The sequence below is a fragment of the Fibrobacter succinogenes subsp. succinogenes S85 genome (genome assembly GCF_000146505.1).
GTDB lineage: Bacteria > Fibrobacterota > Fibrobacteria > Fibrobacterales > Fibrobacteraceae > Fibrobacter > Fibrobacter succinogenes.
On sequence record NC_017448.1, the window covers coordinates 2,727,814 to 2,746,617 of the forward strand.

Here is an 18,804-nt window from a genome sequence, read left to right on the forward strand (position 1 = left end):
AGTTTGGGGCTGCAGTTCCAATTCGGCAACGAGGAATCCTGGCTCTGGGCCTCCGCTTAACACTTCTACGCGGGCGTTTACGATTTTGTACTGCTTTTCCTTCGGCATAGAGACTCCTTGTTGAGTTGTTCTATAGATATATCGTATTCTAATTTGAAAATGTTAACTAGAAAAGTGATTTTTTTATCACTATATTTAATACCGAAAAAAACTGAAAAGGGGAGCAATGTATGATTGCAAAAATTTTTGCGGTTGGTTCTGTGGCGGCGATGTTCTTGGCTGGCTGCTGCGATAAGCGGGCATCTTGTGAAGACTGTTCCAAATATGAAGATAAGTCCGCGGCGGTCCAGACTGCGACTGTCCCGGCGGAATCTCAACAGGCTGCGGAGTCTCGCGCGCTTCCCGAGAGACCTCAGGAATCTCTTTTGCTCTGGAACGATCACGCTCCTGCGAAAGATTCTCTTGAAGCGTTTGTGCGTGCAACGACGGATTCAACCTCGCCAGATTTTATTCCGGCAGAACGCCGTATAGCTGTTTTCGATTGGGATGGCACGCTCTTCCTTGAGACCGCTCCGACGTATTTTGACTGGATGCTTTTTGAGCATCGCGTTCTTGACGATTCCACTTACAAGCCTTCGAAAAAGCAGTTGAAGGCGGCACGCGATGGCCGCGAAAAGAGAATTTTCCCGGGGCTGAGCGCAGAGCGCGAACGCATGGTGGCCGAGGCTTACAAGGGCATGACGCTTTCGGAATTTGAAGCGTACGTCCGTGCGTTTATGCAAGAACCGCAGCCGGGCTTTACGGGACTCAAGCGTGGCGAGGCTTATTACAAGCCTATGGTTGAAGTGGTGAAATTCTTGACTGCGAATGGCTTCACGGTTTACGTGAGCAGCGGTACGGAACGCTATACAATGCGCCCGGTCGTTGTTGACGGTCTCGGTCTCCCGCCCAAACAAATTATCGGTTCCGATGTGGTCGTAGTGTTGAGCAACCAAAAAGGTGCGGACGGCCTTGCGTACACGTTCCAGAACGGCGACAATCTTGTGCTAGCGGGGCAGAGCATTATCAAGAATTTGCAGACGAATAAGGTGACGACTCTCGCGAGCGAAATCGGCTACCAGCCGGTACTCGCTTTTGGCAACAGCGGCACGGATGCAAGCCTCTTGAATTATGCCATTTCCAACAACAAGTACAGATCAATGGGCTTCATGTTGCTTTGCGATGACTTGGAACGCGAATATGGCAACGAGGCGAAAGCCGAAAAAATGCGCGCTGCAAGTGAAAAGAACGGATGGATTCCGGTGTCCATGAAAAACGACTGGAAGACTATCTACGGGGAAGGTGTCCAGAAGGCAAAATAAAATGCGCAGCGGGCGCCGCGCATTTCGCTTTCTGTATTGTCATCCCGGATTCCATGTCACCCCGGATTTGTACAAGTACAAAGCCCTTTGGCTCAGCTATGAAAATGCAAGCATTTTCGCAGCGTTCGCCTTGGTTGCTTTTATTCCGGGACGGGATCACCTTTTTTGATTTATTTCACCATCTCCACGTAAATTCCTTTAGGCAGGTCGGGCATTTCGCCCGACTCTGTTCTTTTACCGACGGGCTTCCCGAGCGCGTTGAAAATCATGTTTCCGGGCTTGCCGCGTTTTGAACTGCGGATATTTGAAATCCTCGTCGTCTTTTGCTGTATCGTGACCGTGATTTCAAAAGTGACCTGCTTGTTTTCGTAAACAACCGCTTGTCGTACGGTGAACGAATCTCCGGCCTTGACCTTGTTCGGCATGTGTCCGATTCTCGTGGTCATTGTCGTAAGATCGGCGTTGGAATAGACAATGCTCGTTCCGTTCGGATCCCAGGCAACGATTTTTCCGTCCTTGTCAAACCAGTGTCCGGTCCCTTCGCCGGTGGTGCGGCTGTTGAGCGTTCCATCGGGCTCTACACCGTAGAATTTGACTTTATCTGCGATTTCGCTTTTCTTGATGCCCAGGATTTTCGCTACGTCATCGCCTTTCAAATCAAGCGTGACGTATGCATAATTGTCGTCTATCGGGAGCGTCACCTCAAATGCGATTTTCTCTCTTTTCATTTCAACGGCGCTGCTTGAACTTTCGGGCTTCGGCGCACTTGATGAACTTGAAACGACTGGCGCGCTTGATGAACTCAACGAACACTCCCCGCCGATGCAGAACGTGAGCGTTTCTCCGGGCGTTCCGATATCCGTGATTTTTAGCCCCGTTTTTGTTCCGCTATACCAAGTGATTGCAGGGTAGGTTTCGTCCGAAAATTCTGGGTAAGTCCCGCTTTTGAAGAATGCATCTGCGGTACTACCGGGATTTGGCCATTGGTCTTTGTCGCCGCTGAGGGACGGTTCTGTGTGATTGGCACGGACAATTCTCAATCCGAGTTTATTCGAAGCAGTATTGCCTTCTATAGAGAAGTCGTAATGCTGCATCAAGAGCCCGCTTCCCCTAAGAACTTTGTTGCGGCCTGTGTTCCGTACGTATGACCACACCAAACCTTCTTGATTTGGCCTTGCGGGGTTCTTGTAGCGGTAGCACACTTCGCCGGGCTTTGTGGTTTCGAGGCTCACGTCTTCGCTAGTCACATCTACGAACGGAATCCAGCCTTGGTCTGCACGGTAAAAGTCGTTTATCGCCACAGGATTTATGTCGTTAGGTCTGTTGCCCATGGTGCAGTAATCGCCGTACCAATAAAGGTCTGGCCAACCGAAAATCATGTGCCCGCTTTCGTGCACAAAGACGTAGAGACCGAATGTGCCTGGCATGTCCGTCATTTGGTGGTGCGTGAGTCTAACGCCATCGCGCTTTTCGTTGGACCATCCGGCATGTGGCCAGAGACCTCGCTCTCGGACTTCGCCGGCACCGGCGTAAACAATATTGATCGCTTCGGTTGTTCCGTCCTTGTCGTTGTCATAACGCGAATAATCCACCATCGCGTCGAAATACGCAAAAACCTCTTTCATCAGGGAATCAGAACCCGTGTATCCCGGCAAGCTTTCGTACCAGGACTTGGGATGCTTGGCACGGTACCAGCCGAAAACTTCGTTGGTGAGGTCAAGTTGTCCGTTTGAAACATCCAGATAGTAGTCGCGGACGGAACCGTTACAGCCGTTCCTGTTAAACCCTTCCTTGTTCAGCCAGTCTTCGATTTCGCTCTTCGTGACAGGGGCGGCCTTATCCGAGAAGTCAACGAGCAGCGTTAGGCTGTAAATTTTGCCCTTGGGGGCGGCATAATGGCTTTGAGTTTGTGTTGCTGCCGTCCTTGCCAAAACAAAGCTAGGCCTAGCTCCGGATCCGTTAAATGTCGGCCGGGCCTCTTCGGGCCACTCCTGGACCCTTTTCCCTTTATACACGATGTCGGCAAAAAGCATCGTCGGGAGCAACAATAGCCCCATTAATAAGCCGAATGCAATTTTGGTTTTCATAAAACATCCCTTTCCCTTTAATCCATTTTTAGAAATACATTAATTTTCGGCAAGAAGGCGTTTCGTATGAAAAAAGCAAGGACTATTCATTTTACCCATAGCCTATTTTTATTACATTTCCTCCGAATGTAAACATTAACCATAGGATGTTACTAGGGAGCCTTCGATTTCTTTTCGCTGTCTACTTCTAACTTCCTACTTCCTACTAAATAAATATGTCCAAATTCAAACGTATTCTTCTCAAGCTCAGTGGCGAAGCCCTCGCAGGCGAAAAGGGCCACGGCATCGACAACCAGATTCTTTCTGACATGGCCTCCGAAATTGCATCCATCGTCAAGCAGGGCGTGCAAGTCGCTCTCGTGATTGGCGGCGGCAACCTCGTTCGCGGCATTTCTGCTTCTGCTGGCGGCATGAACCGCGCCCAGGGCGATGCCATGGGCATGCTCGGCACCGTGATGAACGGCCTTGCCATGCAGGACGCTCTTGACAAGCAGGGCATTGACTCTGTGGTGATGTCCGCTATCCGCATGGAACCGGTCTGCGAATTCTTCGTCCGCCGCAAGGCTCTCAAGCTTTTGTCCGCGGGCTCCGTGGTTATCTTCTCCGCTGGTACGGGTAACCCGTTCTTCACGACGGACAGCTGCGCCGCTCTCCGTGCTATCGAAAGCGAATGCGATGTCATCATGAAGGCTACCAAGGTCGACGGCATCTACACCGCAGACCCGGTCAAGGACCCGACGGCAACTCGCTTTGACGACATCTCCTACAAGGAAGTCATCTCCCGCGGCCTCAAGGTCATGGACACCGCAGCCGTCGCTCTCTGCATGGAAAACAACATGCCTATCTTCGTTTTCAAGATGGAAAAGGGCAACCTCACGCGCGCAGCCATCAACGGCGACCTCGGTACGCTTGTCCATTGCTAATTAGGTTATAGGGTGTAGGTATTAGGTCAATACTTACATCCGAGGTAAACCTGTCAAGCTCAGCTTCGGCTGGGCTTTTTTAGCATTTTGAATATGCTATCTTTGGCGGATAAGAAGGATTGTAAGATGGCTCGTTGTCCTAAGTTATTTTTGCTCGTACTGTTTTTGGTTGGCCACGTATTGGCTTCTGATGTGGCAGTGAAAATTGGGGATGGGTCTGTTGCGAAAAACGATTCTGTATGGGTACAGAAATTTGATGAAAAATTTTCGCTGCGCTTCTTGTGCGACTACACTCTTTGGAGTGTCTGGAATACGGCTTACGGCAATGAAGCTCTTGTGTCCAATTCGCCTTTATCTTTGGGGCTCGGCTTTGCTTACGATGACCTTTTTACGTTGTTTGGAGTCTCGTGGGATATTTCATGGGATTTCACGATGAGTGTCTTTTTGGGGGCTGAAGAAGAAAGTTCAAAAGTCGACGCCTTTGAAACGGGACTGGATTTATTCCCTGGAAAATTCTGGATTGAAATTTGGCTTTCTTATTATTCCGGTTTTTCGGTGAAGACCGAGCAAGATGGAAAAATGGTTCGCCGGTTTAGCGATCTCAATTTCTTTGAAATGTACGTTTCGGTACTTTGGATGTTGACTTCGAAGGACAAGTTCTCGCCGCGTAGCGCGTATTTTTTGGACCGGCGGCAAACGCATTCAGCGGGAAGCTGGATCTTTGGTGGGCGTTTTCAGGGCTATATAGCCGAAGATCCCGACAGCCTGTTGACTTTTTATGAGGAGGGTGAACGTATTCTGTCATCCATATGGGGAAATATCGGATACACGTACACCTGGGTTTTTGAAAACGGATTTTTTGGAAACATTTGGCTAGATGTTGGACTCGTCTATGGATTAAACAACGATGACGAATATACCGTGATGCCGCAACCCGATTTTAAGACGGCTTGGGGGTATGCTGGGCAAAAATGGTCATGGAACATAGTTGTGGAGGCTGAGTACAACGCTTTCTCGTACAAATCGTATTGGGAACAAAAACTCATCGTGAAGGGCGGAATTTTGGTGGTCCGCAGGTTCTAGGGGTATCCTGGTATCGCTTTACTGTTGTTGGGCGAATTCTTTTAGTTGCAACTCGTTAATCATTGTTTCTAGATCGCAGCTTTTCCCGTCGCCGTGAAATTCAGCTCCCTTTCTGTACCAGCATGACGAATGGCCTTCGGCAACTTTTTTCTCGTATTCCGATTCGGCAAGAGTCCATTGGGCAGTAACGCTCTTTGCGACTTTTTCGGTGCTTTCGCGCATCTTGAGGAGTAAATGTCCCATGTATTTGCCGAAGCTGCGGCCTCTGATGTTGTGAATTTGTTCTTTGCAGTTGGGGCAAATTGACGTCGCGATAGATCCACCCGAAAGCGGGGAACCCGAAAAATAGTGGATGACCGCCGTGCTGCCGCACTTACACGGAATCTTGAATTGCTCGTTGTCCCATAACTCAAGAAGCTCGCCTAGCTTGAGGTTGATGTTCACGAGGGTGCCTGCAAAATTGTAGTGTTTCGAGGTCGAGATGGGGCCGACATAGCAACCGCCACCTTTGATGGCGTAGTGTGCGTCAATGTTGGCGTAACGCGGTGTTTCAAGGATTTCGTCCTTGTGCCTTAAAATGAGGTCAAGGTTATCGAACAGCAGCTTTTTTTTGCGTTCAAATCTTTTTTCAAGAAGCTTCGCCACTTCCTCTTGTTCTTTTTTTTCTTGTTCCATGTCGTCGCTGACCAGCTTCAAGCCGACTGTTTGACGCTTGCATAGCGATGTGAACGATTCAGGGTGGATGTCAGGCTTTTTGAGGTAGTCGTTAATTGATTTCTTGTCGTCGAAAATGATTGCCATAAGGAATCTCCTGTTAAAGTTCTTTATATTATCGCTTTTCTATGCATAAATGTAAATGCATGCATAACTATAAAACGGAATATACAAATTCCATGTGACAAATGCTGTCATATGGAGTTTTTCGTATGCTGGGGTTTGCCAAGATGACGATGTGTAAAAAAGGATCCTTGAACGATTGGCTGTAATTTCCCCTGATTTTTTTTATCTATATTTCAAAACGTATAACAAAAGCTAGGGATCCTTCGGCAACGCCGCAGGTACTCCTGGTTGTAGGATTAACAACTATTTATTAACCACTAACCACTGTTTACTACTTATGTCTGAATATTCTGAGAAGATGGACAAGGCCATTGAGGCCACTGAACGTGAATTTTCCAAGATCCGTGCTGGCCAGGCTAGCCCGGCTATCCTCAACGGTGTGCGTATCGACTATTATGGCACCCCGACCCCGATTTCCCAGGTTGCAAAGATTTCTGTGCCTGAACCGCGTATGCTCCTTGTGACGCCGTGGGAAAAGCAGCTCGTCGATACTATTGATAAGGCTATCCTCGCTGCAAACATCGGCCTTACCCCGATGAAGGACGGCAACTGCATCCGCGTGACGCTCCCGATCCTCACGACCGAACGCCGCAAGGAACTTGCCAAGATCGCCCGCAAGCATGCCGAAGACGGCCGCGTGGCTATCCGCAACATCCGCCGTGACGCTAACGACGCCCTCAAGAAGAACAAGGAAATCTCCGAGGACGAAGTCAAGAAACAGCAGGACGAAATCCAGAAGGCTACCGACAAGGCCATTGCTGAAATCGATCGTTTGCTTGCCGAAAAGGAAGCAGACATCCTCAAGGTGTAGTCCGGGGTTTGCGTGGCAAATCAGCTTAGACATGTCGCAATCATTATGGACGGCAACGGGCGCTGGGCTCGTAGCCGGGGCTTGGAACGTTTCTTAGGCCACCGCAAGGGGACTGAATCGACAATCGATGCGGTCGAAGTGGGGGTGAACCTCAAGCTCGAACACATGACATTGTACGTGTTCAGCTCCGAAAACTGGGGCAGACCGTCAAAGGAAGTGGATTACCTGATGAACCTTCTCATTGAGATGGTGGTTAAGGAAATCCCCGACTTGATGGAAAAGAACGTGAAGCTCACGGTCATCGGTAATATGAACCGTATTCCCGAAAAGCCGCGTGCAAGTCTCCAGTCCGCAATTGATAAGACGGCAAACAACACGGGCATGCAGCTGAACCTCGCCATCTCCTATGGCGGTCGTCAAGAAATCGTCGAAGCGACAAAGAGCATTGCGGCAGAAGTTGCTGCAGGCAAGCTTTCCATCGACGAAATCAATGACGAAATTTTTGCCAAACATTTATACCTGAAGGGAGCTCCTGATCCGGACTTGATTATCCGTACGGGTGGCGAATTCAGGCTTTCCAACTATCTTTTGTGGCAGGCCGCCTATAGCGAGTTCTACGTGACGAACACGCTCTGGCCTGATTTCACGAAGGAAGAGTTCATGAAGGCGGTCGAGTTCTTTAATACTCGCGAACGCCGTTTTGGGAAGGTTCTTCATGAGTAATTTGACTCAGCGATTGATCACTGCATTTATCGCTATTCCAATCGTTTTTGTTTTACTTTGGTTCAACGACTTTAGCCGCATTGGACTGATGTGCTTTTTGAGCGCTGTGGGCGCCTGGGAATGGGCTCGCATGGCATCCAAGATGTATGCAGGCCCGGACATGCGTTACCTCTCGTTTGCATCGTCTTTGGCATTGACGCTGGCGTGGGCTCTTTCGAAGGGTGGTTATTTTGGACTCCCGGCTGTGCCTTACGTTGTCGGCATGACTTTCCTCGCCATTTTCGCCATTTACATTGGCGTTGCTTACGCAAAGGTTGAAATCGACCACTTGTTCCCGTGGCTTGTGATGCAGCTCGGCGCTCCGCTGTATGTGGGGCTCTGGGGTGGCATGAACGTGCTCATGATGGGCAATGGCCAGGGCTTTGAGCATTGCTACCCGTTCATTCTCGTGATGACTGCAGTGTGGCTCTGTGATACGGTCGCGTATTTCTTTGGCAAGTTTGCAGCAGGCAAGGGACCGTTTGGCCGTCATTTGTTTGCGCCGAGCATCAGCCCGAAGAAGACTTGGGAAGGCTCGATTGCAGGTTCCATCGCAACGATTGCATGGGTTGCCTATTGGGTCAAGTGCAGTGCTGCACTCAGCTCGTTTGAAATGAATTTCACTTGGACATCGGCAATCGTCATTGGCCTCCTCATCACGGTGGCAGGCCAGGTGGGCGACCTTTTGATGTCTGCTCTCAAGCGCTGGAGCGGTACCAAAGATTCTGGGAACTTGTTTGTGGGTCATGGCGGCGTGCTCGACCGTTGTGACTCGTTCCTCCTTGCGGCGCCTGCTCTATACATCTTCATGGATTTCTTGAAGACCATCGTGTAAAAACAAAAGCGCTACGCAAAAGCATTGAAAAGACCGTAACTGATTCTCTCAGTTACGGTCTTGTTTTTTTTGCAAGGTTTAAGTTCTTGATTATCTTTTGGGGGTTGACGGCTTCTTGCCTCCCATGCCGTGCTCCTCCATGTAAATGGCGAGGTAGTCAATAACGCCTGAATCTGCGCCTTTGACCGGGACATAGCGCAAGCTGTTGTCTGCCCCGATGATGATGGCAAGCCCGGCGATGTAATTAATCCAGTGGTAATCTTCATGGTACTTCAAGGCGACTTTGCCTTTGGAGCCGAACACGGCGAGCGGCATGACGAAAATGTCGTGCGAGACCATGATGCTTACGCGTTTCCACTTGGGTAAATTCTTGAGGATGACTTTCTGTATGAATTCTTCGGCGCGTGGGGTGAGTTCGTAAAGCGCGTCTGTGTAGCCACCTTCGTAAGCCCAGTGGGCCATGAGTTCGACAGAACCGCCTTGCATGCCAAGCTTTGTCCCGTATGCGGATAGTTCGTCGGCGGAGATTTTCAGAAACCAGTTCCCGGTAATATCGTAGCTCGTGATGAGCTTTGGAAGGCTTGCTTCTCCACGGCCTTTTGAAATGTTGTTTGCAGTCTCGTTGGTGCGCACGAATCCCGAAGTGATGTAACTAAATTCCTCGTCGCTCTTGAGCGTGGTACCTAAATTTTGGGCCATTTTTACGCCGTTAGCGGTGAGTTCCGTTTCTATGGCGACATTGTCTTCGCGCTCGGAATGTCGAATGATGAAGACTGCTTTTTCGTCTGCGGTAAGACTCTTGTAGACGTCGGCGACAGTTGCAAAACCGTTCTCGTCAAGCGAAATCTCTTTTGCTGGTAGCGATGTTTGCGAGGAACTGGAAGATTTTGCTACATCTGAAGACGAAGAAACTGGCGTCTCTTGCGATGATGAAATTGCGGATGAACTTGTTTGAACTGCAGAAGACGAAGACCGCCGATGAGTGCTTCGTGATGAACTGGAAAATTGTTTTTGCCCGCTTGACGATGAGCTTTGTTGAATGGCTGAACTTGATGGCTCCTCAATTGTTGTAGTTGTGAAAGAGGATGAAGCGGTGCTTTCAGGAGCTGTTGTGGATGTGGCTTTGTCACAGGCTGAAAGCATCGCCGTGTATGCGATTGCGGCGAACAAGGGATAAGCCGCAATCGCGCAGAGCACGCTTTGTGTAGGTTTATTCATTTACGAACCCCACTGGTAATCGCCGGCTTCATAGACTGGATTTTCTCCGTTGAAGCCGCGTGGGCGCTTGATTTTATCATCGAATAAAGTCTTATTGAAAATGCGGAAGTCGCCGCGTTCATAGCTCTGGAATGAAATATGACAGAAAATGGGGCCCGCCGGCATGTATTCGCTGAAGCTCATGGTGCGTTCGCCCGCCGTGTAAAGGTAGTTGAAATACTTGCCGTTCAAAACGATGTGTAGCCCGATATTTCCGACGGTGAACCAGCGCCCTTTGGCGAGAATGTTTTCGTGGTGGGTGTCATCGTAGTCCATGACGACAAATTCTGCATCGCCGCTCTTGTCTAAGTGGAAACGGTACTTATGGTTTCCGCCGCAGCAACGCCCGTCGAAAAACCACGTGTATCCGCTTGCGGCTGCAATGCGCGGGTCGCGAACGCTTGTGTCGGGGTGGGCGAGTTGCTCGTCTGTGACGATGCGTTCGGGTTCTACAGCGGCGATAAGCTGTGCTAAAGTCTTGGGATTGCTTACGGTCGGGAGACTTACTTTATTCTTAGCTTCGCTTGCGGCTCGCCTGTACAGACGGTATGGAATGCCGTCATCGCTAATCATTGTGAGTTCATCTTCGCTGAACACGTAGTAAGCGTAAGTCTTTGTGCCGCTCTTGGTGACAACGTTAAAACTGCGGTTATTGAGCGTGTACCACAGCCCTGAAACATTCGGGAAGCCAGAAACTGCCGCAACACCATTTTCTCCGATAACGACAGTGTAGTCGTCGCTGATCCAGGCTTCGTCTGCGGTGGTAATCAAGCGGCAGTCGCGATTCTTGTCGCCTTGGCAGGTGGCTGCAGACGGATTTGCCGCTTCGCAGGGGCTTACCATTCCCGGCGGGAGTTCCGTAGACATGCCTAGTCTAAAGCCCATGTCTGCGGCGCCATCGCGGCTGCGGATGGCGCGACGGCTCACTCGCGCAAAATCCGCGGGCTCGCCGTAACTCCCGCCTCTTCGCGTCTTGTTGCCACTTCCTGTGAGCTGTACTGGATTTACCTTGTCTGCGTCCGTGTAGGCTACGAGCCAATCGTAGACCCATTCCCACGAGTTGCCGCTCATGTCGTAAAGTCCAAGCTTGTTTGGTTTCTTAGTGGCAACATCGTGTGATTTTCCGCCGCTGTTTTCGGAATACCATGCCACATCATCGACGTTGTTACTACCTGAAAATTTAAACTTGTCTGCAATTCCGTCTTTGCCACCGCGGGCCGCAAATTCCCATTCGGCATCGGTCAACAGTCGGTACTGTCTCCCTGTTTTTTGCCCAAGCTTGCAGGCGTAATTGTTGGCGTCAAACCAGCTCACGCCGATTTTGGGAGCTTTGTCCGATTCCCATGCATTTTTTTTCCCGCCCATGACGGCGTTCCATTGGGCTATCGTTACTTCGGTTGGTGCGATATGGTATTCGTTAACTGTTACTTTATGCGAAGGTGTTTCGTAAATTTTATCAGGCTCGGCGCAGTTGTCGCAGCCGCGCGTGTAAGTGCCGCCAGCCACATAGACCATGTTGAAGGCAACTCCGTTTACCGTGTCTGCAAAATTTGCGGGTGAAGTATAAACAAAGGAACTCTCGCTAGAACTGGAATTTGCATGTGCACTAGAGGAGTTCCCTTGCTCGATTCCCGAAGAAGAACTTCTGTGCGGATGCACGCTTGAAGAGCTTTTGACTGAGCCCGAGGAACTCCCTTGCATTCTGGAAGACGTTGCCGAATTCCCCGCTGAAGACTCCGCTCCTGAAGAAATCAAATCCCCGGATGACGAAGAACCGCCTGCGTTCCCTGTAAAACTGGAACTGGACGAAATTCCAAAATCATCTGTAACGGAAGAAAGATTACTGTTTTCTCCGGAGACTCCGTTGTCCGAAGAATCCGAGCACCCTATGAACATCCCCACTGCGCAACAACACGCAGCATATACACCCGAGGAAAGTATGCGCATATGCACCTCCTTCGAGCAAACCTAACCCAGTAAAAATATACCCTAAAAATTTTCTTTGGAATGTAAATTGTTGTAAGCGTTTTTTTTGGAGCGGAGCTGTAAATGAAAATTATTATTCTATCTTTATAAAAAAGCTTGCAATTATCGAGGTTTTTAAATGAAAAACGTAGTTCTCCTGGGTGCCACCGGTTCTATCGGAACCTCTAGCGTTGATGTCATTCAACAGCATTCTGATTTGTTCCACCTTTATGCCGTGGCTGCAAATAGCAGCGTGAACAAGGTTGCAGAAATCGTGCGCAAGTACAATGTCGAACGTGTTTGCATGTTCAACGAAGTCGCCGCAAAAGAACTCGAAATCGTGCTTGGCCGAAAGGTCCTTGTCGGCATGGAAGGCCTCTGTGAACTCGCTGCCGACCCGAAGGCGGACATCATCATTAACGCCTTGATGGGTGCTGTGGGCTGCCTCCCGACGATTACGGCGATTGAACATGGCAAGCATGTCGCCCTCGCAAATAAGGAAACGATGGTGATGGCAGGCCCGGTCATTTGGGACAAGCTTGCAGAAAATCCGAAGTCTTTCATCACGCCGATCGACTCTGAACACAGTGCCATTTTCCAGTGCCTCGAAGGTGGCAAGCGCGAATCCGAAGTCGAATTCCTCGAAATCACGGCTTCGGGTGGTCCATTCCGCGAATGGCCGATTGAAAAGTTTGAAAAAATCACTGTCGCCGACGCCTTGAATCACCCGGTGTGGAGCATGGGCAAGAAGATTACGATCGACTCTGCTTCCATGATGAACAAGGGTCTTGAAGTGCTTGAAGCTCACTTCTTGTTCCACATTCCGTATGACCAGATCAAGGTTGTGGTTCACCCGCAGTCCATGGTGCATTCGCTTGTACAGTTCCGCGATGGTTCTTTGATGGCCCAGCTTGGCGCTCCCGACATGCGCATCCCGATTCAGGTGGCGCTCACGTGGCCTGACCGTCTCAAGCTTGAAACCAAGCGCCTCGACTTGCCTACGCTTGCAAAGCTCACGTTCTTCGAACCGGACTTCAATAAGTTCCGTTGCCTCGCTCTCGCCTTTGAAGCAGGCCGCCGTGGCGGTATCGTGCCTTCGATGATGAACGCCGCAAACGAAGTTCTCGTGGACCGTTTCCTCAAGGGTAACCTCAAGTTCACCGATATCCCGAAGTACGTGGAAATGGTGATGGAAAAGGCCCCGAACGTGACTGGTCATCTTTCGCTTGAACAGGTGCTCGAAGCCGACAAGGAAGCCCGCCTCATGACGGAAGGCTTCTTGAAGTAAGCTGGTCACAAACTAGTTGTAAAGTTCAACAATGGAAATGAAGCTCCGCTTTTTCGCGGGGCTTTTATTGTATATAAATTTATTATAGCTGGTTCCTGTGTTAGGGGCAGTTGATTGGAGTGTGTATGAAAAAGATGACAATGGCGGTATGCATTGCCGCTGTTTCTGCGTTCGCTCAATGGGGCGGCGGTGGTCTCGGGGGAGGTGGCTTTGGTGGCCCGCAAACCGGCAACAGTAAGATGGAGTACTCTGAAAAGTTTGCCGATGTGAATTATGTGGGTGATGGCAAAGTCTACCATACGCTGGATATTTACTTGCCCAAGGAGAGCAAGGATTCGTATCCGGTCGTAATCCACACTTACGGTAGTGCCTGGAGCATGAACAATTCCAAGGGTTCTGCGGACTTGAACACTATCTGCGCGGCTCTCCTCAAGGCGGGCTATGCTGTGGTCACTCCGAATCACCGTTCCGCGAGCGATGCGGTTTACCCGGCGCAGTTGCATGACCTCAAGGCTGTGGTGCGTTTTGTCCGTGGTAATGCCGCCAAGTACAAGTTTGACACGAACTTTGTGGCTGTGTCTGGATTTTCGTCGGGCGGTCACTTGTCCAGTCTAGTGGCAACGACCTGTGGCTTGAAAGAAGGCAAATCCGGCTCGGTGACGGTAGACCTGGTGGGCGATTTAGGCGAATTTAATTCGTTCAGCAGTTGCATTGATGCGGCGACGCTGTGGTCTCCGCCGACGGATATTTACACGATGAACCCGATTAACAATTTCATGGGATCGGGGACTTATGAGGGCGCTTTTATTGGTGCAGAACGTGAGGGAAATAAAGATAAATGGATGGTGGCGAGTTCGCCATATTACGCAAGTGACGACGATCCGCCGATTATCCTTTTTCACGGGACTTCCGACCAGATTGTGAATAAGGAACAGAGCGAGGAACTTTACGATTCCCTCAAGGCTCATAACGTTGTGACGGAACTTGTCTCGGTGTCGGGCGGCACGCACGGCGGAAACGAAATGTATGTTGATGCGAACCTTGATAAGATGGTCAAGTTCTTTGATACGGCACGCGAGGCGAAGGCCGCAAAAGTCCCCAAGGAGGATCCTCCCAAAATAGATTCCACGTTGGCGTTGCGTATTCCGCACGTTTTTGCGGAGCCCGAGTCTTATTGCGTTTACACCCTCAAAGGAACGCTCGTCATGAAATCTACGATGTTTGATGGTTCCCGTTTAAAACCCGGTGCTTATTATATTGTCGCTTTGACCTCAAAAGGTGTGCGTCGCACGTTCGGCTTCGTAAAACGTTGATAACGAATAGTTTGCGATTTCGCACATTGGGTACAGTTGTAACCAGATTGCTCAATAAAAGTTGGGCAATCTGTTTTTTTTAGGGTAGATTATATACTGTGAAAATGGAAAGGAGTGTCTTATGAAGCTCAATTTTGGCTTAAAACAGTATATCCCCCTCGCCGCTACGGTACTTTCGCTTGCTACGGTGGCGAATGCTGCGACTGCCTATATCAACCAAATCGGTTACCGTCCGGCAGACCCGAAGGAATTTGCGCTTGTCGATGGCTCGGGCGATATCGAGATTGTCAATGCCGCTGGCCAGACGGTGCTTCAGGTGACTCCGAAGGCTTCTTCTTATTGGGCTCCGAGCACCCAGAATGTTCAGCTTGTTGATTTTACGGCATTGACTGTTCCCGGAACTTATTCCATCAAGCAGGGCGGCCAGGTGCTGCGTTCTGACTTGAAGATTGCCGACAAGACTTTTGAAGATGTCACAAAGGCGGCACTTAAGTGGTATTATTACCAGCGTGCCTCCATGGAACTGGAAGAACAGTATGCGGGACAGTGGAAACGTGCTGCCGGCCATACGAATTCGACGGTGACGCTCCATAATTCTACAGGTACTTCGGGTACGATTCAATCGAGCAAGGGCTGGTACGATGCTGGTGACTATGGCCGTTATATCGTGAACTCGGGTATTACGACTTACACGCTCCTTTCGCTTTACGAACATTTTCCGGAATATTTCAATACGCTCAAGTGGAACATCCCGGCCGAAGGGACTTTGCCGGATTTGCTTGCCGAAATCAAGTACAATCTTGACTGGATGCTTACGATGCAGGCTGCAGATGGTGGCGTTTACCACAAGCTTTCGACGCTCCAGTTCCCAGGCGACGTGATGCCTGCGAAGGATACAGAAAAGCTTTATGTGATTGGTAAGGGAACCGCGGCTTCGTTTGACTTTGCTGGTGTGATGGCTACTACATATCGTGTATTCAAGACGTTCGATGCGACTTATGCAGCCCAGTGCCTTGAGGCGGCCAAGAAGGCTTATGCCTGGGGCCTCCAGAATCCGAACAAGGCTTTTACCAACCCGTCTGATGTTGCTACAGGTTCCTATAGCGATGGAGAACTTTCCGATGAAAAGGCTTTTGCGAGCATGGAGCTGTTCATTTCCACGGGGGATGCTTCTTATAAGCCGACAATCGACCCAAACAAGATGAGTATTGTTCCGGCTTGGCCCGAAATGTATGGTCTTGCGGTTTATGCCGCTGCTACCCACGCTACAGAAGTTGGGGCTGATGCCGAAACGGCTAAGCAGATGCTCTTGCAATATGCTAATGAATTTGCCTATGCTGCGTCGTCTGGTTTTGGTGTTGTGATGTCGAATGAAGACTTTGTCTGGGGCTCCAATGCTGTTGCCGGTAACCAAGGCGTGTTCCTTCTTTACGCTTATTACGTCACGGGCGAACAGAAGTATTACGAAGCAGCCAAGAAGGTCATTGACTACCTGCTTGGCAAAAACCCGCTCGATATGTCTTTCTTGACTGGCTTTGGAACGAAGTCTCCGAAGCTTCCGCACCACCGTCCGAGTACGGCTGATAAGATCACGGACCCTGTGCCGGGTATGATTGTGGGCGGTCCGCAGCCGGGTGGTGAAGATATCGGTTCCAAGTCTTGGGAATGCAAGGATTATAGAACGGGTGTCCCAGCGACATCTTACACGGATAATCGTTGCAGCTACGCCACGAACGAAGTCGCTATCAACTGGAATGCTCCGTTTGCATACATTGCGGGCGCTCTCGAAGCTTTGAACGCAGGCTATGCTCCGTCTTTTGCAGCACCGGGTGTTGCGAAGGGTGGTACTTCGGCAATCAAGCCTGTTGTTTCCAGAAATCGTGGTAAGGTTGAACATGCACCGCGTCTTCGCTTTGACGACCAGAAGGTGTTCATCGAAAAGAGCGGCAAGCGCTTTGACCTCAAGGGCAACCATCTGAAGTAATGCCCTCGAAAACGAACCTCAAAAATCCATATTCATAGAATGCAGAAACGGCGCCCCTCCCGGGACGCCGTTTTTCACGTCATCCTGGAGCGTAGCGACGGGATCCATAATTTCTTGTCAAACACTTGCAACACTTTTCTTTAAAATGATGTTTGCACGGGTAGAAAATGTGCTTGAACGGCTCTATATTATATGAGCTAAAACTTGCACTTTTTAAGTGAGGATGTTTGTGAAGAATCATGCGTTAAAGTCCGTAGCGCTTGCCGCGCTCGTCGCAGCCCCAGCTTTCGCAGCGACTGCCTACATCAACCAGATCGGCTACCGTCCGGGCGACTTCAAGGAACTCGCCTTGGTTGATGCAAACGGCAGCGTGGATTTCGTGAATGCCGCCGGCCAGGTCGTTCTCTCCGTGACGCCGAAGGCCGCTTCTTACTGGGATGCGAGCGGTCAGAATGTCCAGCTCGTCGATTTCTCCAAGCTTGCTGAAGCGGGCAAGTACAGCATCAAGGTAAACGGCAACGTGCTCCGTTCTGATCTCGTCGTGAAATCCCAGACGTACGAAGATATCGTCAAGGCTTCCATCAAGTGGTTCTACTACCAGCGCGCTTCCATGGCTCTCGAAAGCCAGTATGCAGGCAAGTGGGCCCGCGCAGCCGGACACACGAATCCGACCGCCGAACTTCACAATTCTACGGGTGCTTCGGGTACGATCAATTCCAGCAAGGGCTGGTACGATGCTGGCGACTACGGTCGTTACATTGTGAATTCGGGCATCACGACCTACACGCTCCTCTCTCTTTACGAACACTTCCCGCAGTATTTCAAAACGCTCAAGTGGAACATTCCGGCCGAAGGCTCCCTCCCGGATTTGCTTGCCGAAATCAAGTACAATCTCGACTGGATGCTCACCATGCAGGCGTCCGATGGCGGCGTCTACCACAAGCTCACTTCTCTCGGCTTCCCGGGCGATGTGATGCCGGCTGCCGACAATTCCAAGCTTTATGCAATCGGTAAGAGCACGGCGGGTACGTTTGACTTTGCTGCCGTGATGGCTATGGCTTCCCGCATTTACAAGCCGTTCGACGCCACTTACGCTTCCAAGTGTCTTGAAGCCGCTAAAAAAGCTTACGCTTGGGGCCAGCAGAACCCGAGCCGCAACTATCTCGCTAATCCGTCGGATGTCTCGACGGGTGCCTACGAAAACGACAATCCGAACGACGAAAAGGTTCTTGCCGGGACAGAACTCTTCATCACGACGGGTGATGCTTCTTACAAGCAGTCCGGCTCTTCGGAATACGTCTCTTACTGGGGCGATGTCATGGGCCTTGCCACGTACGAAAAGGCTACGCATCAGGCGCAATTTGGTGGCGATGCAAACGAAGCTAAGCAGAAAATCTTGGGCACGGCAGACAACTTTGCTAACCGCGCCGAAAAAGGCTTTGGCGTCGTGATGGCAAAGGATGACTTTGTATGGGGTTCCAATGCGGTTGCCTCCAATCAGGGCGTTTGGCTGTTGCATGCCTACTACCTCACGGGCGAACAGAAGTATTACAAGGCTGCCGTCAAGGTTCTTGATTACTTGCTCGGCAAGAACCCGCTTGACATGTCTTTCGTGACGGGTTACGGCTCCAAGTCTCCGAAAATGCCGCACCACCGCCCGAGTACTTCGGATAACATAGAAGAACCGATCCCGGGTATGCTTGTGGGTGGCCCGCAGCCTGGCGGCGAAGACGTTGGTTCTGCCGCCGAATGGAAGTGTGCCGATTACCGCACGGGTCAGGCCGCTACCGCTTACACCGATCAGCACTGCAGCTATGCTACGAACGAAGTCGCTATCAACTGGAACGCTCCGCTCGCATATCTCGCTGGCGCTATCGAAGCTATCAACTCCGGCTATGCTCCGGAATTTGCCGCCGCAGGCGTTGCAAAACAGGATGTACCTGCATCGAGCTCTTCCGAAGCTCCCGCAAGCTCTTCTTCGAGCGTTCCGCAGAGTTCCTCCTCTGAAGTTGCAAGTAGTTCTTCCGCGATTTCTGGCAATTCCTCTTCTTCTGAGACGGTCGCAAGTTCCTCTAGCTCTCAGGGCACGATTGCAATTCACGCTCCGGTCGAATCTAGAATGATGCGCTCAACTCAGCCGCGTCTCCGCTTCGATGACCAAAAAGTCTTCATTGAAAAGAACGGCAAGCGCTTTGACCTCAAGGGCCATCGCATTAAGTAAATTCTCTCATATTCATAGAATGCAAAACGGTGCTCCATTCGGGGCGCCGTTTTTTGTGTCATGCCCGCCGGAGC

14 protein-coding genes are annotated in these 18,804 nt (G+C 50.5%); 10 read left to right on the plus strand and 4 right to left on the minus strand.

Annotated elements, in window-relative coordinates:
• The first annotated feature begins 230 nt into the window (after positions 1-230).
• On the plus strand, positions 231-1,361 hold the full coding sequence (locus tag FSU_RS11135; protein WP_014546507.1) for an HAD family hydrolase: 1,131 nt from the start codon (positions 231-233) through the stop codon (positions 1,359-1,361).
• A gap of 170 nt (positions 1,362-1,531) precedes the next feature.
• Here FSU_RS11135 and FSU_RS11140 read toward each other — a convergent pair whose 3' ends face one another.
• Complete coding sequence (locus FSU_RS11140) at positions 1,532-3,448, minus strand: M6 family metalloprotease domain-containing protein (RefSeq protein ID WP_014546508.1); 1,917 nt, start codon at positions 3,446-3,448, stop codon at positions 1,532-1,534.
• A 215-nt stretch (positions 3,449-3,663) separates the two neighbouring features.
• Here FSU_RS11140 and pyrH point away from each other — a divergent pair, with 215 nt between their 5' ends.
• Both pyrH and FSU_RS11150 read left to right on the plus strand, forming a co-directional pair.
• On the plus strand, positions 3,664-4,371 hold the full coding sequence (gene pyrH, locus FSU_RS11145; RefSeq protein WP_014546509.1) for a UMP kinase: 708 nt from the start codon (positions 3,664-3,666) through the stop codon (positions 4,369-4,371).
• A gap of 126 nt (positions 4,372-4,497) precedes the next feature.
• Positions 4,498-5,454: a DUF4421 family protein gene (locus FSU_RS11150; protein WP_015732132.1), complete on the plus strand. Its 957-nt coding sequence runs from the start codon at positions 4,498-4,500 to the stop codon at positions 5,452-5,454.
• 18 nt (positions 5,455-5,472) lie between these two features.
• Here the strand turns inward: FSU_RS11150 and FSU_RS11155 are convergent, their stop codons facing one another.
• Positions 5,473-6,255 (minus strand): hypothetical protein, encoded by a 783-nt coding sequence (locus FSU_RS11155; RefSeq protein WP_014546511.1) that lies wholly within the window; start codon positions 6,253-6,255, stop codon positions 5,473-5,475.
• 316 nt (positions 6,256-6,571) lie between these two features.
• Here FSU_RS11155 and frr point away from each other — a divergent pair, with 316 nt between their 5' ends.
• The 3 genes from frr to FSU_RS11170 are packed head-to-tail and all read left to right on the plus strand — an operon-like array spanning position 6,572 to position 8,702.
• Positions 6,572-7,105, plus strand: a complete 534-nt coding sequence (gene frr, locus FSU_RS11160; protein ID WP_014546512.1) for a ribosome recycling factor — start codon at positions 6,572-6,574, stop codon at positions 7,103-7,105.
• Positions 7,106-7,117: 12 nt separating this feature from the next.
• Complete coding sequence (locus FSU_RS11165; RefSeq protein WP_014546513.1) at positions 7,118-7,828, plus strand: isoprenyl transferase; 711 nt, start codon at positions 7,118-7,120, stop codon at positions 7,826-7,828.
• Positions 7,821-8,702, plus strand: a complete 882-nt coding sequence (locus FSU_RS11170; RefSeq protein ID WP_014546514.1) for a phosphatidate cytidylyltransferase — start codon at positions 7,821-7,823, stop codon at positions 8,700-8,702. Before FSU_RS11165 ends, FSU_RS11170 begins: the two co-directional genes overlap by 8 nt.
• A gap of 90 nt (positions 8,703-8,792) precedes the next feature.
• Here the strand turns inward: FSU_RS11170 and FSU_RS16120 are convergent, their stop codons facing one another.
• Both FSU_RS16120 and FSU_RS15945 read right to left on the minus strand, forming a co-directional pair.
• On the minus strand, positions 8,793-9,920 hold the full coding sequence (locus tag FSU_RS16120) for a histidine phosphatase family protein (protein ID WP_014546515.1): 1,128 nt from the start codon (positions 9,918-9,920) through the stop codon (positions 8,793-8,795).
• On the minus strand, positions 9,921-11,906 hold the full coding sequence (locus tag FSU_RS15945) for a formylglycine-generating enzyme family protein (protein ID WP_015732137.1): 1,986 nt from the start codon (positions 11,904-11,906) through the stop codon (positions 9,921-9,923).
• 157 nt (positions 11,907-12,063) lie between these two features.
• On the opposite strand from FSU_RS15945, the gene dxr reads away from it, so the two are divergent.
• The 4 genes from dxr (at position 12,064) to FSU_RS11210 (ending at position 18,730) form a co-directional block, all read left to right on the plus strand.
• Positions 12,064-13,212, plus strand: coding sequence for a 1-deoxy-D-xylulose-5-phosphate reductoisomerase (gene dxr, locus FSU_RS11195; protein ID WP_014546518.1), 1,149 nt, complete (start codon positions 12,064-12,066; stop codon positions 13,210-13,212).
• A gap of 125 nt (positions 13,213-13,337) precedes the next feature.
• Complete coding sequence (locus tag FSU_RS11200) at positions 13,338-14,525, plus strand: alpha/beta hydrolase (protein WP_014546519.1); 1,188 nt, start codon at positions 13,338-13,340, stop codon at positions 14,523-14,525.
• Between the two features lie 121 nt (positions 14,526-14,646).
• Complete coding sequence (locus tag FSU_RS11205; protein WP_014546520.1) at positions 14,647-16,509, plus strand: glycoside hydrolase family 9 protein; 1,863 nt, start codon at positions 14,647-14,649, stop codon at positions 16,507-16,509.
• Positions 16,510-16,732: 223 nt separating this feature from the next.
• The gene (locus FSU_RS11210) at positions 16,733-18,730 is read left to right on the plus strand and encodes a glycoside hydrolase family 9 protein (protein WP_014546521.1); all 1,998 of its coding nucleotides are present in this window, start codon (positions 16,733-16,735) and stop codon (positions 18,728-18,730) included.
• Positions 18,731-18,804 lie beyond the last annotated feature (74 nt).

Bases quoted from the DNA above. Each gene is read 5' to 3' on its own strand.
- FSU_RS11210 (WP_014546521.1), top strand. From the start codon at position 16,733: ATGTTTGTGAAGAATCATGCGTTAAAGTCCGTAGCGCTTGCCGCGCTC.
- FSU_RS11200 (WP_014546519.1), top strand. From the start codon at position 13,338: ATGAAAAAGATGACAATGGCGGTATGCATTGCCGCTGTTTCTGCGTTC.
- dxr (WP_014546518.1), top strand. From the start codon at position 12,064: ATGAAAAACGTAGTTCTCCTGGGTGCCACCGGTTCTATCGGAACCTCT.
- FSU_RS11135 (WP_014546507.1), top strand. From the start codon at position 231: ATGATTGCAAAAATTTTTGCGGTTGGTTCTGTGGCGGCGATGTTCTTG.
- FSU_RS11205 (WP_014546520.1), top strand. From the start codon at position 14,647: ATGAAGCTCAATTTTGGCTTAAAACAGTATATCCCCCTCGCCGCTACG.
- FSU_RS15945 (WP_015732137.1), bottom strand. From the start codon at position 11,906: ATGCGCATACTTTCCTCGGGTGTATATGCTGCGTGTTGTTGCGCAGTG.
- pyrH (WP_014546509.1), top strand. From the start codon at position 3,664: ATGTCCAAATTCAAACGTATTCTTCTCAAGCTCAGTGGCGAAGCCCTC.
- FSU_RS11150 (WP_015732132.1), top strand. From the start codon at position 4,498: ATGGCTCGTTGTCCTAAGTTATTTTTGCTCGTACTGTTTTTGGTTGGC.
- FSU_RS16120 (WP_014546515.1), bottom strand. From the start codon at position 9,920: ATGAATAAACCTACACAAAGCGTGCTCTGCGCGATTGCGGCTTATCCC.
- frr (WP_014546512.1), top strand. From the start codon at position 6,572: ATGTCTGAATATTCTGAGAAGATGGACAAGGCCATTGAGGCCACTGAA.
- FSU_RS11155 (WP_014546511.1), bottom strand. From the start codon at position 6,255: ATGGCAATCATTTTCGACGACAAGAAATCAATTAACGACTACCTCAAA.
- FSU_RS11140 (WP_014546508.1), bottom strand. From the start codon at position 3,448: ATGAAAACCAAAATTGCATTCGGCTTATTAATGGGGCTATTGTTGCTC.
- FSU_RS11170 (WP_014546514.1), top strand. From the start codon at position 7,821: ATGAGTAATTTGACTCAGCGATTGATCACTGCATTTATCGCTATTCCA.